Origin of the sequence: uncultured Sphingosinicella sp. (assembly GCF_963974575.1) — a bacterium.
GTDB lineage: Bacteria > Pseudomonadota > Alphaproteobacteria > Sphingomonadales > Sphingomonadaceae > Sphingosinicella.
The window spans coordinates 167,045-182,046 of the sequence record NZ_CAXBBQ010000006.1 but is presented as its reverse complement, the minus strand read 5'-3'; the positions used below and the strand labels follow the sequence as shown (position 1 = coordinate 182,046).

17 protein-coding genes are annotated in these 15,002 nt (G+C 65.6%); 14 read left to right on the top strand and 3 right to left on the bottom strand.

The features are described 5' to 3' along the window. The first annotated feature begins 25 nt into the window (after window positions 1–25). On the top strand, window positions 26–361 hold the full coding sequence (locus AAC014_RS12735; RefSeq protein ID WP_339709048.1) for a VOC family protein: 336 nt from the start codon (window positions 26–28) through the stop codon (window positions 359–361). On the opposite strand, the gene moaB is transcribed toward AAC014_RS12735, so the two are convergent. Next, entirely contained in the window at window positions 358–885 is a 528-nt protein-coding gene (gene moaB, locus AAC014_RS12730; protein ID WP_339709047.1) for a molybdenum cofactor biosynthesis protein B, read from the bottom strand. The two genes, AAC014_RS12735 and moaB, sit on opposite strands and share 4 nt — an antisense overlap. Then, a complete protein-coding gene (locus AAC014_RS12725) occupies window positions 875–1,639 on the bottom strand; it encodes a uracil-DNA glycosylase (protein WP_339709273.1) in 765 nt (254 codons plus the stop codon). The genes moaB and AAC014_RS12725 overlap by 11 nt, the downstream gene beginning before the upstream one ends. A gap of 140 nt (window positions 1,640–1,779) precedes the next feature. Between AAC014_RS12725 and AAC014_RS12720 the strand changes: the two genes are divergently transcribed. The 5 genes from AAC014_RS12720 (at window position 1,780) to AAC014_RS12700 (ending at window position 7,591) form a co-directional block, all read left to right on the top strand. Beyond that, window positions 1,780–3,432 (top strand): electron transfer flavoprotein-ubiquinone oxidoreductase, encoded by a 1,653-nt coding sequence (locus AAC014_RS12720; RefSeq protein ID WP_339709046.1) that lies wholly within the window; start codon window positions 1,780–1,782, stop codon window positions 3,430–3,432. A 10-nt stretch (window positions 3,433–3,442) separates the two neighbouring features. Then, the gene (locus AAC014_RS12715) at window positions 3,443–5,116 is read left to right on the top strand and encodes a tetratricopeptide repeat protein (protein ID WP_339709045.1); all 1,674 of its coding nucleotides are present in this window, start codon (window positions 3,443–3,445) and stop codon (window positions 5,114–5,116) included. Continuing rightward, complete coding sequence (locus tag AAC014_RS12710; RefSeq protein WP_339709044.1) at window positions 5,113–5,958, top strand: 4-(cytidine 5'-diphospho)-2-C-methyl-D-erythritol kinase; 846 nt, start codon at window positions 5,113–5,115, stop codon at window positions 5,956–5,958. Before AAC014_RS12715 ends, AAC014_RS12710 begins: the two co-directional genes overlap by 4 nt. A gap of 287 nt (window positions 5,959–6,245) precedes the next feature. Further along, window positions 6,246–7,121: a CHAD domain-containing protein gene (locus tag AAC014_RS12705; protein ID WP_339709043.1), complete on the top strand. Its 876-nt coding sequence runs from the start codon at window positions 6,246–6,248 to the stop codon at window positions 7,119–7,121. After that, the gene (locus AAC014_RS12700; RefSeq protein ID WP_339709042.1) at window positions 7,121–7,591 is read left to right on the top strand and encodes a CYTH domain-containing protein; all 471 of its coding nucleotides are present in this window, start codon (window positions 7,121–7,123) and stop codon (window positions 7,589–7,591) included. Before AAC014_RS12705 ends, AAC014_RS12700 begins: the two co-directional genes overlap by 1 nt. Here the strand turns inward: AAC014_RS12700 and AAC014_RS12695 are convergent. Then, entirely contained in the window at window positions 7,585–7,797 is a 213-nt protein-coding gene (locus AAC014_RS12695) for a hypothetical protein (protein WP_339709041.1), read from the bottom strand. The two genes, AAC014_RS12700 and AAC014_RS12695, sit on opposite strands and share 7 nt — an antisense overlap. 194 nt (window positions 7,798–7,991) lie before the next feature. Between AAC014_RS12695 and rpsB the strand changes: the two genes are divergently transcribed. The 8 genes from rpsB to rseP all read left to right on the top strand — a co-directional run bounded on the left by rpsB (window position 7,992) and on the right by rseP (window position 14,973). Then, window positions 7,992–8,741, top strand: coding sequence for a 30S ribosomal protein S2 (rpsB, locus tag AAC014_RS12690; protein WP_121048966.1), 750 nt, complete (start codon window positions 7,992–7,994; stop codon window positions 8,739–8,741). A 103-nt stretch (window positions 8,742–8,844) separates the two neighbouring features. Further along, window positions 8,845–9,771 carry a translation elongation factor Ts gene (gene tsf, locus AAC014_RS12685; protein WP_121048963.1) on the top strand — a complete coding sequence of 309 codons (927 nt, stop codon included), beginning with the start codon at window positions 8,845–8,847 and terminating at the stop codon, window positions 9,769–9,771. A 90-nt stretch (window positions 9,772–9,861) separates the two neighbouring features. Then, complete coding sequence (pyrH, locus tag AAC014_RS12680; RefSeq protein WP_339709040.1) at window positions 9,862–10,581, top strand: UMP kinase; 720 nt, start codon at window positions 9,862–9,864, stop codon at window positions 10,579–10,581. A gap of 17 nt (window positions 10,582–10,598) precedes the next feature. After that, complete coding sequence (gene frr / locus AAC014_RS12675; RefSeq protein WP_293777452.1) at window positions 10,599–11,153, top strand: ribosome recycling factor; 555 nt, start codon at window positions 10,599–10,601, stop codon at window positions 11,151–11,153. Further along, window positions 11,150–11,899 (top strand): isoprenyl transferase, encoded by a 750-nt coding sequence (locus AAC014_RS12670; RefSeq protein ID WP_339709037.1) that lies wholly within the window; start codon window positions 11,150–11,152, stop codon window positions 11,897–11,899. Before frr ends, AAC014_RS12670 begins: the two co-directional genes overlap by 4 nt. A gap of 7 nt (window positions 11,900–11,906) precedes the next feature. Then, a complete protein-coding gene (locus tag AAC014_RS12665) occupies window positions 11,907–12,677 on the top strand; it encodes a phosphatidate cytidylyltransferase (protein WP_339709035.1) in 771 nt (256 codons plus the stop codon). Then, window positions 12,674–13,837: a 1-deoxy-D-xylulose-5-phosphate reductoisomerase gene (dxr, locus tag AAC014_RS12660; RefSeq protein ID WP_339709033.1), complete on the top strand. Its 1,164-nt coding sequence runs from the start codon at window positions 12,674–12,676 to the stop codon at window positions 13,835–13,837. Before AAC014_RS12665 ends, dxr begins: the two co-directional genes overlap by 4 nt. Further along, window positions 13,837–14,973, top strand: coding sequence for an RIP metalloprotease RseP (rseP, locus tag AAC014_RS12655; protein ID WP_339709031.1), 1,137 nt, complete (start codon window positions 13,837–13,839; stop codon window positions 14,971–14,973). Before dxr ends, rseP begins: the two co-directional genes overlap by 1 nt. Window positions 14,974–15,002: the final 29 nt, after the last annotated feature.

Below are 15,002 nucleotides of genomic sequence, written 5' to 3'. Positions count from 1 at the left end.
ATCAAGAACATTGAAAGGAACGGAGATGGCGCGCTTCAACTATTTGGAACTGCCGACGCGCGATATCGCAAAGGCCAAACGCTTCTATGCGGACGTATTCGGATTCGAGATCAACGACTTCGGGCCCGGTTATGCCGCGACGGTGACGGGTGACACGGACATCGGCTTCAACGCCACGGGCGAGCACGTGACGGCGCATGTCCTGCCAGTGATCGAGGTGGAAGACCTGGAGGCGGCGAAGGACGCGGTGATCGCGGCAGGCGGGACAATCAGCCTCGACATTTTCCCGTTTCCCGGCGGCCGCCGCTTCCACTTCGTCGACCTGGAAGGGCACGAGCTTGCGGCAGTGAAGGGCGACTAGCGCTCCCGCAGCCTCGGCATCAATTCCACGAAGTTGCAGGGGCGGTGGCGGCTGTCTAGCTGCGCCGCAAGGATGCCGTCCCAGCCGTCCTTCACTGCGCCGGTCGAGCCGGGCAGGGCGAAGATGTAGGTACCGCGCGCGACACCTGCGGTGGCGCGGGACTGCACCGTGGACGTGCCGATCGACTGGAAGCTGAGCCAGCGGAACAGTTCGCCGAAACCGGGGATTTCCTTTTCGCAGACCTCGGCGAGGGCTTCGGGGGTGACGTCACGCCCGGTCACGCCGGTGCCCCCGGTTGTGATCACGCAGTCCACCTCCGCATCTTCGATCCATGCTGCGAGGTGTTCGACGATGGTACCGACGTCGTCCTTCACGATCGCGCGTGCCGCGAGGATATGCCCGGCGCCCTCCAGCCGTTCGACCAGCGTGTTGCCAGATCGATCGTCGGCGAGCCCGCGCGTATCGGAAACAGTCAGCACGGCGATGCGGACGGGAATGAAGGGCAGGCTTTCGTCAATCGGCATCGAGCTTCGCTTTCACGGCGAGAAGGTCTGCCCATGCAAGGCGTTTCGCATCGGGCTGGCGGAGCAGGAACGCCGGGTGCAGCGTCGGCATCAACGGGTAATCTGTGCCTTCGACGGCAAGAGGCCGCCACTGGCCGCGCAGCCGCATGATGCCGGTGACGTCACCCGTGAGTGCGCGCGCAGCGCAGGCGCCGAGCGCAATGATCACCTTCGGCCGGACCAGCGCGATGTGGCGGCGCACGAACGGCATTGTCGTTTCCACCTCTGCCGGTGTCGGCGTGCGGTTGCCCGGCGGGCGCCAGAAGGTGACGTTCGTGATGTAGGCGCTGGTGCGATTGCGGCCAATTGCCGCGAGCATCCGGTCGAGAAGCTGGCCCGCGGGCCCAACGAAGGGCAGGCCCATGCGGTCTTCCTGTGCGCCGGGCGCCTCGCCGATCAGCATCAGATCAGCCTCCGGGTTGCCATCCGCGAACACTGTGCTGACGTTGCCTGTGCGCAGCGGGCAGCCTTCGAAGACCTCGACCGCGTGGCGGAGTTCGGCGATCGTCGTGGCCGAGACGGTCGCCGGCGGGCTCGCGGTGCCGGTACGCAAAACAAGCTCCGGCTCCGGCGCGGAGACAGGGATTTCACGTGTCGCAGCGCGCGGAGGCGGGGTGCGCCAATCACGCGGCGCGGCTTCGACGAGCGCGTCCACGCCCGCCTCGACCCACCAGCCGAGTGTGGCAAGCAGTTCGTCGCGCTCGCTCGCTTCCATCACTCGCATGTTCCTCAAGTCTTCAATCCGCACTGGTAAAGGCGGGCCTTGCGACCTATCAAACCCGCCAAAACCATTATTGTGTCGTCTGCAATAAGGCGCACAGCTAGAGTTGCAAACGGGGGAAAGGGAAGGAAGCCATGAGCGAACGCGAATCGATGGCCTATGACGTCGTCATCGTCGGCGGCGGACCGGCAGGCCTCGCGTCGGCGATCCGGCTGAAGCAGCGCGCTGCGGCAGAGGGCAAGGAGATTTCGGTCTGTCTGCTCGAAAAGGGCTCGGAGATCGGGGCGCACATCCTTTCGGGTGCTGTCATCGACCCGCGCGGGCTCGACGAGCTGCTGCCGAACTGGCGCGAGATGGATGGGCACCCGCTCACTGTCGAGGTGTCGTCGAACCACCACTGGATCCTGACGAAGAACCGCAAGTTCGATTTCCCGCATATCCTGCTGCCGCCGTTCATGGACAATGACGACTGCTACACGGGCAGCCTTGGCAATCTCTGCCGCTGGCTGGGATCGCAGGCTGAGGCGCTAGGCGTCGAGATATTCCCCGGCTTCCCTGCGGCTGAAGTGCTGTTTGATGAAAACGGCGCGGTGAGGGGTGTCGCGACCGGCGACTTCGGTGTTGCGCGCGATGGCAGCCACAAGCCGTCGTACCAGCCGGGGCTGGAGCTCCATGCCAAGTATACGATGTTTGCCGAGGGGGTGCGTGGTCATCTCAGCAAGCAGCTGAAGAAACGCTTCGCACTGGATGCGAACAGTCAGCCACAAGTCTATGGAATCGGGATCAAAGAACTTTGGGATGTGAAGCCCGAGAATCATGACGAGGGCTGCGTCATCCACACACAGGGCTGGCCGCTCGACGATGCGAACGGCGGCGGCTTCATCTACCATCAGGCGAACAACCAGATCGCGCTCGGCTTCGTCACCTGGCTCAACTACCGCAACCCGCACCTCTCCCCATTCGAGGAGATGCAGCGCTGGAAGACGCATCCGGCGATCGCGAAGATGCTCAAGGGCGCCCGCCGCGTGTCCTATGGCGCGCGGGCGATCAACGATGGCGGCTACCAGGCCGTGCCGAAGCTGGTATTTCCCGGCGGCGCGCTCGTCGGCTGCGCGGCGGGCTTCGTCAACGTGCCGCGCATCAAAGGCTCGCACACCGCGATCAAGACCGGGATCATGGCGGCGGACGCCGCCTTCGATGCAGTGACCGCCGGCCGCGCGAACGACGAGCTTTCCGCTTATGCCGCTGCCTACGACGAGAGCTGGGTGAAGAAAGAGCTCTTCATCGTCCGCAACACCCTGCCGCTGGTCGAAAAATACGGCAATTTCGTCGGGACGCTGCTTGCGGGCGCGAGCATGTGGCTCGAACAATACGGCATCCACCTGCCGTTCACGATGAAGCACCACCCGGATAACGAGCAGCTCTGGCGCAAGGAGCACTGCAAGAAGCCGGATTATCCGAAGCCGGACGGCGTGCTGACCTTCGATCGCCTCTCCTCGGTGTTCCTGTCGAACACCAACCACGAGGAGGACCAGCCGGTCCACCTGCAGCTGAAAGACCCGTCGATCCCGATCGCGTATAACCTGCCGCTCTACGACGAGCCCGCGCAGCGTTATTGCCCGGCGGGCGTTTACGAGGTCGTGGGCGAGGAAGAAGGCAATCCGCGCTTCCAGATCAACGCGCAGAACTGCGTCCACTGCAAGACGTGCGACATCAAGGATCCGACGCAGAACATCAACTGGGTGACGCCCGAAGGCGGCGGCGGGCCCAATTATCCCAACATGTAGCGAGATTCCCATGCGTGCAGCCGTAGCCTTCCTCCTCGCATCCGCGCTCGCGGCGCCCTCCGCCCAGGCGACCATGATGCCGGTGCAGGAGGCGGATTACGGTAGCTACGTGCAGGGCCACCTCGCGCTCGCGAACGGTGAGCTCGGGCGGGCCGCCGACTATTTCGCCGGCGCGCTCACCTATGCGCCGGACGATCCGCAACTGCTGCGGCAGACCTTCGACCTTGCCATCGCGGCGGGCGATGAGGCGCTTGCCGTCGGTGTCGGCGAGCGGCTGGCGCGGCAGGACCGCTTCGACAGCGGCGTCACGCTGCTGCTCGTCGCGAACGCGATCAAGACACGGAAATGGTCCGAAGCGCGTGAGGCGACGGCGCGGCTGACCGATGCAGGCTTCGGCAGCTTCATCGTGCCGATCATCGACGCATGGATCGCCGAGGCGCGCGGCAAGACCGCCGCCGGCATCCGCACGCTCGACGCCCAACAGCTCGATGGCTTCGCGCGCACCTATGTTCTCGAACACCGTGCACACCTGCTGTTCCGCGCGAAGCGCTATGCGGAAGCCGCTGAAATCTATGACCAGCTGACCACGGATGATGGTGGCCGCAACATTCGGATGCGGATTGCCGCAGCGCGCGCGCTGCAGGCCGAAAAGCAGCCCGAGGAGGCGCTGAAGCGACTGACGGAGTCGGCTGCGCACACCGATGTCGAGACGGCGAAGGCCGCACTTGCAGCTGGCACGCCGATCGTCGGCATCCCGTCGAACGCCAGCGAGGGGGTCGCGCTGCTCGCATTGCGTATGGCGGCCGACCTTTCGCGCGAACGGCCGATCCCGGTCGCGCTCACGCTGGCGCGCATCGCCACGATGCTCGCCCCCGATCAGGCCTCGGGCTGGCTGCTGACGACCGAACTTCTCGCAGCTTCAGAGCGTTACGAAGCGGCGCTCGCTGCCGTTCGCAACGTGCGCGGCAGCGATGATGAAAAGGCGATGGCGCTGGGGCAGGAGGCTGCGATCCTCGCGCGGCTCGATCGCGAGCCCGAAGCGATGCAGCTGCTGGAGACCGCCGCGAACGCACCGGGCGCCCGCGCCGAGGATCTCGCGCGCTATGGCGACGCGCTGCAATCGGCCAAGCGTTTCCTCGATGCGGCCGCGGCCTACGACAAGGCGCTCGCGCTCGGCCCCGCAGACCCGGCGATCGTGTGGCGGCTGCATTTCCTGAAAGGTTCGGCGCTTGAACAGGGCGGTAAGTGGCCCGAGGCGGAGGCTTCGCTGCGCGAGGCGATCCGGCTGCAACCTGCAGATGCGACGCTGCTGAACTATCTCGGCTACGCCCTCCTCGATCGCGGGCTTTCGAAGCCGGAAGCGCGCCTCCTCATCGAAAAGGCGCACGGTCTCGCGCCGGAAGACGGCTACATCACCGATTCGCTCGGCTGGGCGCAGTATCAGGCGGGCGAATATGCCGCTGCTGCCGCCACGCTGGAGCAGGCGGTCGCGGCGGTTGCCGACGATCCTGTCATCACTGAACATCTTGGCGATGCCTACTGGATGGTGGGCCGCCGTATCGAGGCGCGCCACCGCTGGAAGGCCGCGCTCGATGCCGATCCGACGCCTGAGCGCAAGGGAACGCTTGAGGCCAAGTACGACTACGGCCTCGATCTCGCGCTGAGGGATACGGCGAAGAAGTGACGGGCGAAGCGGCCGCCGAGACCGGCTGGGCGAAGATCAACCTCGCGCTCCACGTGAGGCGGCGCCGCGCGGACGGCTATCACGACATTGAAACAATCTTCGCATTCGCGGATTTCGGCGACATTCTCTCCGTGCGCGGGGCGGATGACGTCACGCTGGCCATCGGCGGCCCGTTCGGCGCAGGCCTGCCCGCGGACGAGAACAACCTGGTGATGCGCGCGGCGCGCGCGCTTGCCGGCGCTTACGGGGTGGGGGCGGGCGCGGCGCTTACGCTCGACAAGCGCCTGCCGGTCGCCTCGGGCATCGGCGGCGGCTCGGCGGACGCGGCAGCGGCGCTGCGCCTCCTCAACCGCTTTTGGGGAATCGATGCCGACGAGACGGCACTCTGCGCGATTGCTGCCGCACTGGGCGCAGACGTGCCCGCGTGCGTCCGCAGCCGCACACAGCGGGGCGACGGAGTAGGGGAGCAGCTTTGCACGCTCGCCGACGGCGACGTGCGCGGCAAGGCCGTGCTGCTCGTCAATCCCGGCGTACCGCTTGCGACCGGTCCCGTGTTCGCGGCGTGGGAGGGCATCGACAAGGGCGCGCTCGCAGACGGTCCACCGCTCGCCGCCGCGCTGGCGGGGCGCAATGACCTCGAGGCACCCGCGGTTTCGCTGTGCCCGGTGATCGGCGCGGTTCTTGGTGCGCTCGATCAGCGCGGTGCCGCGCTTACGCGTATGTCGGGATCGGGCGCGACCTGCTTCGCCCTGTTTGATGCCGCTGCGGACGCAGACGCTGCACGCGCTGAGATAGCGGCCGCGTATCCGGGCTGGTGGGCGGCGGCGGGCAGACTGCGTTGACTGTCCCGAAACGGGGCGGGCGGCACAGAATCGTCAAAGTGACGTCATTCACAAGCCATTGATTTCAAACAATTGATGTTCTGGCATCGCCCTTGCTGAAGCGAGGCTGGCAGCGCGAGGATGTCTGTATGGACAGGCCCCGCAGCTTTCGGTCTGGGTCGATTGCCTGAGCTGACCCACACCGAGAAACTGACGGCGGAACGCATTGAGTTTGCGTCCGCCGTTTTTTTTTGTGCGCCAAGCGCCTATAGCAACGTGCTGAAACAAAGGCGGAGCGACATCGATCTATGGCCTATCGTTTCGCGCGGGGCGATGCTGGCATCGAAGCCGCGCTGCGGCGGATCGCGGCCGAGCAGCTTGACGGCGCGCTTGCCGCGCTGGAGGGGGCGGACGCCGATCTTGAACGCAGCGTCCACGGCGTCCGCACGGCAACCAAGCGGATACGCGCACTGCTGCGGCTGCTGCGCGCGGTCTTCCCCGGCTATTCCGAAGCGAACGCAGCCCTGCGCACGCTCGCGGCAAGGCTTGCCGACGTGCGCGAGGCGCAAGTGCTGCTCGCAACGTTCGACAGCGTCGCGGGCGAAAGCGGCGGCAAGACGCTCGCCGCCTTCCGCAAAGAGCTGGAGGCGGATGAGGCAGCGGCGGCTTTGCGCGTGCGCGGCGATGTGCTTGAGGACGCGCGTGCGCGGCTTCTCGCGTTGCGGGCCGCAGCCGTAGGCTGGCGGATCGAACGCGATGGGTTCGGTGCGCTTCGCAAGGGGCTGCGGCGCACGTGCCGCAAGGCGGTGAAGCTGATGGGCGAGGCAGGCGGCGCGGCGGGCGACGACATCGAGGCCTTCCACGAGTGGCGCAAGCACATCAAGGACCACGGCTTTCAGGTGCGCCTGCTTCACGACATCGATCCCGGGCTCACCGCGCGCGGCGAGATGCTGGGGCGGCTCGGCAATCTTCTCGGCGAGCAGCACGACCTTTGCGCGCTCGAGGCGCGGCTCCACGACCGCAAGGAGAAGGCACTCAGGCGTCTCGAAAAGGCGGCGATCGAACGGCGTCACGTGCTCGAAAAAGAAGCGCTGAAGCTCGGCGCCGTGCTGTTCGAAGAGCCCTGCAAGGCGCGCCTCCGCCGCTGGGAGCGCGCGTGGGACGACTGGCGCGACGCCGCCTGATGGGGACAGAGATTGAACGCAAGTTCCTGGTGACGGGAGACGGCTGGCGCGTGAACGTCGTGCGCAGCCGGGCGATGGCGCAGGCCTATATCGCGCGCGGCGAGCAAGCCTCTGTGCGCGTTCGGGTTATCGACGACAATGCCGGCAGGCTTACCATCAAGGGCCGCGTCTCCGGCCTTTCGCGCGACGAGTTCGAATATGATGTGCCGCTCGAAGATGCGCGCGCGCTGATCGCGTTGCGCAGCGGGCGGCTGCTCGCCAAGCGGCGATATGACGTCATCGAAGACGGAAGGCTGTGGGAAGTCGATGTTTTCGAAGGCGAGTTTTCAGGCCTCGTGATCGCGGAATGCGAGCTGGAGCGCGAGGATGAGGCCGTGATCCGCCCGGCGTGGCTGGGCCGCGAAGTGACTTCCGATCCGCGCTACTACAATGCGGCACTCGCCGTACACGGGCTCCCGAACGATCAGTAGACCGCGAACACCGGTTTGCCGCGCCGCGCGGACGATGCTTTCGGCGCCTCGAAGGGGCAGGCGCGCGCACCTGTATTGACCTGGAGCGTAGGAATGCCGCCGCTGAACAGCACGAATGCGCTATTCCGGTCAGCCTTTCCCGTATCAGACGCCCCCGATCCCGCTGCTGTTGCAGCCATACCGAGAATGAGCGCGGACTTGAGCATGTCGTCCTCCCAAGACGATCTTTGCACCTGATACGCAATACGCCGCTTTCGTCCCCCGGACAATCAGGCGCCCCCTTGCATTTGCCGCCGCGCGGCGCTAAAGGCCGCCGCATTCCACAGATGCGGGAACATATCCGGTGGGCAGCCTGCTGCCTTCCTCCTGCATCGAGGTCAAACCGGAAGGAGAAACGATTATGGCGGCACCCGTCGTCACGATGGCGCAGCTTTTGGAAGCCGGCGCCCACTTTGGTCACCAGACGCACCGTTGGAACCCGAAGATGAAGCCTTACATCTTCGGCGATCGCAATGGCGTGCACATCATCGATCTGTCGCAGTCCGTTCCGCAGTTCGCGCGCGCGCTTGAATTCGTTCGCGCCACGGTTGCGGCCGGCGGCAAGGTGCTGTTCGTCGGCACCAAGCGCCAGGCGCAGGAGCCGATCGCGGAGGCCGCGCGCCGTTCGCGTCAGCATTTCGTGAACCACCGCTGGCTGGGCGGTATGCTCACCAACTGGAAGACGATTTCGCAGTCGATCCGCAAGTTCAAGCAGCTCGAAGAGCAGCTTGCCGGGGACACGCACGGCCTCACCAAGAAGGAAGTGCTGAAGATGACGCGTGAGCGCGACAAGTTCGAAGCCTCGCTCGGCGGTATCCGCGACATGGGCGGCCTGCCCGACGTCATGTTCGTGATCGACACGAACAAGGAAGACCTCGCCGTGAAGGAAGCCAACGTGCTCGGCATTCCGGTGATCGCGATCCTCGACACGAACAGCGATCCGAGCGGAATCGCTTTCCCGATCCCGGGCAACGATGACGCCTCGCGCGCCATCCGCCTCTACTGTGACGCGATTGCGGACGCAGTGCTCGGCGGCAACCAGAACCGTCAGCGCGATCTGGGCGCGGACCTCGGCGCAGCGGCCGAACCGCAGGCCGAAGTCGCCGCCTGACGCCCCACGCGCCGCTTTTCGAGCGGTGTGTCACAAAACGGAAGGGGCGGCGCCGTAACGGGCAGCCGCCCCGCCTCATTCAAAGACAGAAGGGATTAAGCACATGGCCGAGATCACGGCACAGCTTGTGAAGGATCTGCGCGAGCGCACCGGCGCCGGCATGATGGACAGCAAGAAGGCGCTCACCGAAACCGGCGGCGACTTCGAAGCCGCGGTCGATTGGCTGCGCGCCAAGGGCCTCGCCACCGCCGCCAAGAAGGCGGGCCGCACGGCCGCCGAGGGCCTCGTGGGCGTCGCCACCAGCGGCACGAAGGGCACGGCGGTCGAGGTGAACTCGGAAACCGACTTCGTCGCGAAGAACGAGATCTTCCAGGGCTTCGTGCGCGAAGTGACCGACCTCGCGCTTGCCAGCGGTACGACGGACGTCGCGGCGCTCGGTGCGCAGAACACCGCCGCCGGCAAGCCGGTTTCGGAAGCGCTGACCGACAATATCGCCAAGATCGGCGAGAACCAGTCGCTGCGCCGCATTGCGCAGGTTTCGGTGCCCGCGGGTGTCGTGTCGTCCTACGTGCACAACGCCGCTGCGCCGGGCCTCGGCAAGATCGGCGTACTCGTCGCGATCGAATCGACGGGCGACGCCGCCCAGCTCGAAGCGCTCGGCAAGCAGATCGCCATGCACATCGCCGCCGCGAATCCGCTGGCGCTCGACGAGACGGGCGTTGACCCGGTGGTTGTCGAGCGCGAACGCTCGATCGCGCGCGAGAAGGCCGCGCAGTCGGGCAAGCCCGCCGACATCGTCGAGAAGATGGTCGAAGGCGGCGTCCGCAAGTTCCTCGGCGAATCGACGCTGCTCGGCCAGATCTTCGTGATCGACGGCAAGAGCAAGGTCTCGGACGTGGTCGCCAAGGCCGCGAAAGACCTCGGTACGCCGGTAAAGATCGCCGAGTTCGTGCGCTTCCAGCTCGGCGAGGGCATCGAGAAGGAAGAGACCGATTTCGCGGCTGAAGTCGCTGCCGCCGTCGGTCGTTAAAATTCAGCCGAAAGCGGGGCGGCGGCGCTTGTCCGCCCCCCGCCGGCCAACTAAGGTGCGCCCCGCGTATCGGGAGGCGCGACAAAACGTATGTCATCGAAGCCGTTCAAGCGCATTCTTCTGAAACTGTCGGGCGAGGCGCTTATGGGCGACCAGACGTTCGGCATCGATACCGTCACCGTCAACCGCGTCGCCGATGAAGTCCGCATCGCCAAGGAAGCGGGCTTCGAGCTTTGCCTCGTCGTCGGCGGCGGCAACATCTTCCGCGGCCTCGCAGCGGCGGAGCAGGGCTTCGACCGTGCGAGCGCCGACTACATGGGGATGCTCGCGACCGTGATGAACGCGCTCGCGGTGCAGAACAGCCTCGAACGCATGGGCGTCGATACGCGCGTCCAGTCCGCAATCCCGATGGCGAGTGTCTGCGAGCCCTACATCCGCCGCCGCGCTGTGCGGCACATGGAAAAGGGCCGGATCGTCATTTTCGCGGCGGGCACCGGAAACCCTTATTTCACCACCGATACCGCCGCTGCGCTGCGTGCGGCGGAAATGCAGTGCGACGCACTGTTCAAGGGCACCAGCGTCGACGGCGTCTACAACGCCGATCCGAAGAAGGACAACAGCGCGACGCGCTATGAGTCGCTCAGCTACGACAAGGTGCTCGCCGACAATCTCAAGGTGATGGACGCGTCCGCCGTCGCGATCTGTCGCGAGAACGCCATTCCGATCGTCGTCTTCAATATCCGGGAACACGGCAACCTTGCGCGGGTTCTTGCGGGCGAAGGCGTCTCCACGATCGTGCGCAACCAATAGACCCGAGGGGACTGAGCATGAGCTATAACAAGGCTGATATCGAACGCCGCATGGCAGGCGCGCTCGACGCGCTGAAGCACGATCTCGGCGGCCTGCGCACGGGCCGCGCCTCCACGTCGCTGCTCGATCCGGTGAATGTCGAGGTTTACGGCGCACACATGCCGCTCAATCAGGTCGCGACGGTGACGGCGCCCGAGGCACGAATGCTCGCCGTGCAGGTGTGGGACCGCAGCAATGTGCAGCCGGTCGAAAAGGCGATCCGCGCTGCCGGGCTCGGGCTCAACCCGATCGTCGATGGGCAGACGCTGCGCCTGCCGATCCCTGACCTCACCGAGGAGCGCCGTAAGGAACTCGCCAAGCTCGCCTCGCAGTACGGCGAGAAGGCGAAGATCGCCGTCCGCAACGTCCGCCGCGACGGCATGGACGCGCTGAAGGCCTCTGAAAAGAAGGGCGAGATCGGCAAGGACGAGGAAAAGCGCCTCGAAACCGAAGTCCAGAAGCTGACCGACAAGGCGATCGCCGATGTGGACAGCATCTGCGCCGCCAAGGAAAAGGAAATCCTCGGCCAGTGACGTCGCCTGCCGTTCCGCCAGCCGCGCTTGCAGGCAGCGGGCAGGAGTCCGCCGGGCCGCGCCATGTCGGCATCATTATGGACGGCAACGGCCGCTGGGCAAAGGCGCGCCGCCTGCCGCGCATCGCCGGGCACAAGTCCGGCGTCGAAGCGGTACGCAAGGTCGTCGAGGCGGCGCCCGATCTCGGTGTCGAGGTGCTGACGCTCTACGCCTTCTCCTCGGAGAACTGGAAGCGTCCGGAGGACGAGGTCGGCTATCTGATGGGTCTGCTCAAGCAGTATCTGCTGAGCGAGATCGCAGAGCTGGACCGGAACGGCGTTCGGCTCAGCTTCATCGGTGATTACAGCCGCTTGTCCCCGGATATTCTCGCGCTGCTTGAAGGCGCGAAGACGCGAACGGCGGGCAATCGCAAGCTACGCCTCGTGATCGCACTCAACTACGGCTCGCAGGACGAGATCACGCGCGCCGTGCGCAGCATCGCCCGCGACGTCGCCGCCGGACGCATGGCGCCGGATGACGTGACGCCTGCGGACATAACGGCCCGCCTCGATACCGCTGAACTCCCGCAGCTCGACCTCGTGATCCGCACGTCTGGCGAGCAGCGCCTCTCGAACTTCCTGATGTGGCAGGCGGCTTACGCGGAACTGGTGTTCACCGAGCAATACTGGCCAGACTTCGACGGCGAGTCGCTGCGCCGTGCCGTCGAAGCGTTCGGCGTGCGCGAACGGCGTTATGGCGGGCTCTGAGCCTGCCATGAAGCCGGGGTCGCGCTACGGCGACCTCTTGCCGCGCATCCTTGTCGGTATCGCGCTTATCGCGCTTGCGCTCGGCGCCGTGTGGTTTGGCGGCATCGCCTTCGCGCTGCTCGTCGCCGTCGTCGTCCTGCTCATCTACGGCGAATGGTGCGCGATGCACCACGTCGGCCGCACGGCTCGGCTGGCAGGCATGTTTGCACTCGCCGGGGCTGTGCTGTTCACGCACCTTGGCTACCTCGCCTACGCGCTGGTTCTGGTTGGCATAACCACGGCGAGCCTTTTCTTCCTCGCCCGCCTCGCCGCTTGGGGCCTGATCTATGCGGCGTTTCCTGGGATCGCCCTCGTCTGGCTGCGCGCGGAGCCGCTTGGCGCTCAGCTCGTGATCTGGACGCTGGCGATCGTCTGGGCCACCGACATCGCCGCCTATTTTTCTGGCCGCACCATCGGCGGGCCCAAGATCGCCCCGCGCATCAGCCCCTCGAAGACGTGGGCCGGGCTCGGCGGCGGCATGGTTGCAGCGGCGCTGACCGCGTGGCTGCTTTCCCGCCAGTTCGGTCTCGCGCTCGAACCCATGTTCGCGGTAGCGCTCGGCGCGGTGCTTGCCGTTGCGGCGCAGGTGGGGGACTTTTTCGAAAGCCACCTCAAACGCCGCGCGGGTGTGAAGGATTCCGGCAATATCCTCCCCGGGCACGGCGGCATGATGGACAGGCTGGACGGCGTGGTGCCGGTGAGCGTGCTCGTTGCCGTCGCGATCGGCCTTATGCGATGACCGCGCGCACGATCAGCATCTTCGGCGCCACCGGCTCAGTCGGCAGCTCGACGATCGACCTTGTGGCGCGCGAGCCCGAGCGCTGGTCCGTCGATGTGCTGACCGCCAACCGCGACGTTCGCAGCCTTGCGGCGCAGGCGCGTCGCCTCGGTGCTCGCATGGCGGTTGTCGCGGACGATAGCGCGTATGCCGATCTCAAGGACGCGCTCGCAGGAACAGGCATTGAAACGGCGGCGGGCGCGCAGGCGCTGAGCGATGCCGCCGACGTGCCGAGCGACATCGTGATGGCCGCGATCGTGGGTGCGGCGGGTCTCCCGCCCACGCTCCGTGCAGTGGAGCGGGGCGCGCGCGTGGCGTTCGCCAACAAGGAGACGCTCGTTTGCGCAGGCGAACTGGTGAATGCGCGCGCAAAGCTGAGCGGCGCGCATCTTCTGCCCGTCGATTCCGAGCACAACGCTATCCACCAGGTGTTCGACTTCGAGAACCCCGAACGCGTCGCGCGCATCATTCTGACGGCGAGCGGCGGCCCGTTCCGTTCGCGCAGTCTCTCTGAAATGGCCGCTATGACGCCGTCGCAGGCCGTCGCGCACCCGGTGTGGTCGATGGGCGCGAAGATTTCCGTCGATTCCGCCACGCTGATGAACAAGGGATTGGAGCTTATTGAAGCGTATCACCTGTTCCCCGTGGAGGAGAGGCAGCTGGACGTCATCGTGCACCCACAATCGGTGGTTCACAGCTTTGTCGAGTATGTGGATGGCTCGATGCTCGCGCAGCTCGGGTCGCCCGATATGCGGATTCCCATCGCTTATGCGCTTTCCTGGCCGGACCGGATGGCAACGCCGTGCGCGCGGCTCGATCTGGCGCAGGTCGCTCGGCTCGATTTCGAAGCGCCCGATCCCGCACGTTTTCCCGCGCTGCGCCTCGCCCGCGAGGCGCTTGTCAGCGGCGGTTCATCTCCCACAGTGTTAAACGCCGCCAATGAAGTGGCGGTCGCGGCATTTTTGGGGGGGCGAATCGGCTTCCTCGATATTGCCGCGATTGTGGAGCAAACGATGGAAGCCGTTGGCGGTCACGCCGTCGAATCACTCGATGATGTGCTGGTCTGCGACAGCGAGGCGCGGCGCGTCGGCGAGATGAACATAAGAGGTCGCGCACACTGATGGAAATCCTGCCGTCCCCGGGAATCCTGTTCACGATCCTGATGTTCGTGGCGATGATCAGCCCGCTCGTGTTCATCCACGAGATGGGCCATTACCTCGCCGGGCGCATGTTCAACACGGCGGTGGACAGCTTCTCGATCGGCTTCGGCCGCGAGATCTTCGGCTGGACGAACCGGCGCGGCGAGCGCTGGAAGGTCGGCTGGCTGCCGCTCGGCGGCTATGTGAAGTTCACCGGCGACGCCAACGCCGCGAGTATGCCGCAGGAGGCTGCGCGCGTTGATCCGGCCGAAAAGCCGTTCCTGTTCGCTTTCAAGCCGTTCTGGCAGCGCGCGATCATCGTCGCGGCGGGGCCGTTCGTGAACTTCGCGGCGGCGATCCTGATCTTCGCAACGTTCATCGCCATCTACGGCCAGAGCTACACCTCGCCGGTGGTTTCAAACATCGTGACGGGTTCGGCAGCAGACAGGGCAGGGCTCGCGCCCGGCGACCGTATCCTCAAGGTGGACGGCAAGGCGATCGAGCGGTTCGAGGACATCATCGGCATCGTGATGATCAATCCCGGCACGCCGGTTTCGGTCGATTTCGAGCGCGCCGGCGCGGTGCGCAACATCGTGTTGACGCCCCACCTCATCGAGGAGAAGGACCGCTTCGGCAAGACCTTCACGATCCCCCGCATCGGCCTCATCGGTCAGGAGCGCGGCGTTATTGAGCGCGGCCCCGTGGAATCGCTGTGGTACGGCACCGAGGCGGTGTTCGACACCACCGGCATGATGGTGGAGGGCCTCGTGCAGATCGTCACCGGCCGGCGCTCGATGAAGGAGCTCGGCGGGCCGCTCAAGATCGCCGAGGTCTCGGGGCAGGCAGGCACCATGGGCATAGAGGCCTTCGTGAACCTGATGGCGCTCGTCTCGATCAACCTTGGTTTCATAAACCTGCTTCCCATCCCGATGCTGGATGGGGGGCACCTTGCGATTTACGCAGCGGAGGCCGTGCGCCGGAAACCGATTCCGCCACGGGTGCAGGAGTGGGCTTTCATGACCGGCTTTGCACTTCTCATCTCCTTCATGCTGATCGTAACCTGGAACGACCTTGCATCTTTTGGCGTGTTCAAGCATGTCGCCGGGCTAATCGGCTGAGATGCGGCCATAAGATTTGAACGAGAGTG

Excerpts from the sequence above, each read along its gene's own strand:
- AAC014_RS12735 (WP_339709048.1), top strand. The coding sequence starts at position 26 with ATGGCGCGCTTCAACTATTTGGAACTGCCGACGCGCGATATCGCAAAG.
- moaB (WP_339709047.1), bottom strand. The coding sequence starts at position 885 with ATGCCGATTGACGAAAGCCTGCCCTTCATTCCCGTCCGCATCGCCGTG.
- AAC014_RS12725 (WP_339709273.1), bottom strand. The coding sequence starts at position 1,639 with ATGGAAGCGAGCGAGCGCGACGAACTGCTTGCCACACTCGGCTGGTGG.
- AAC014_RS12720 (WP_339709046.1), top strand. The coding sequence starts at position 1,780 with ATGAGCGAACGCGAATCGATGGCCTATGACGTCGTCATCGTCGGCGGC.
- AAC014_RS12715 (WP_339709045.1), top strand. The coding sequence starts at position 3,443 with ATGCGTGCAGCCGTAGCCTTCCTCCTCGCATCCGCGCTCGCGGCGCCC.
- AAC014_RS12705 (WP_339709043.1), top strand. The coding sequence starts at position 6,246 with ATGGCCTATCGTTTCGCGCGGGGCGATGCTGGCATCGAAGCCGCGCTG.
- AAC014_RS12700 (WP_339709042.1), top strand. The coding sequence starts at position 7,121 with ATGGGGACAGAGATTGAACGCAAGTTCCTGGTGACGGGAGACGGCTGG.
- AAC014_RS12695 (WP_339709041.1), bottom strand. The coding sequence starts at position 7,797 with ATGCTCAAGTCCGCGCTCATTCTCGGTATGGCTGCAACAGCAGCGGGA.
- rpsB (WP_121048966.1), top strand. The coding sequence starts at position 7,992 with ATGGCGGCACCCGTCGTCACGATGGCGCAGCTTTTGGAAGCCGGCGCC.
- tsf (WP_121048963.1), top strand. The coding sequence starts at position 8,845 with ATGGCCGAGATCACGGCACAGCTTGTGAAGGATCTGCGCGAGCGCACC.
- pyrH (WP_339709040.1), top strand. The coding sequence starts at position 9,862 with ATGTCATCGAAGCCGTTCAAGCGCATTCTTCTGAAACTGTCGGGCGAG.
- frr (WP_293777452.1), top strand. The coding sequence starts at position 10,599 with ATGAGCTATAACAAGGCTGATATCGAACGCCGCATGGCAGGCGCGCTC.
- AAC014_RS12665 (WP_339709035.1), top strand. The coding sequence starts at position 11,907 with ATGAAGCCGGGGTCGCGCTACGGCGACCTCTTGCCGCGCATCCTTGTC.
- dxr (WP_339709033.1), top strand. The coding sequence starts at position 12,674 with ATGACCGCGCGCACGATCAGCATCTTCGGCGCCACCGGCTCAGTCGGC.
- rseP (WP_339709031.1), top strand. The coding sequence starts at position 13,837 with ATGGAAATCCTGCCGTCCCCGGGAATCCTGTTCACGATCCTGATGTTC.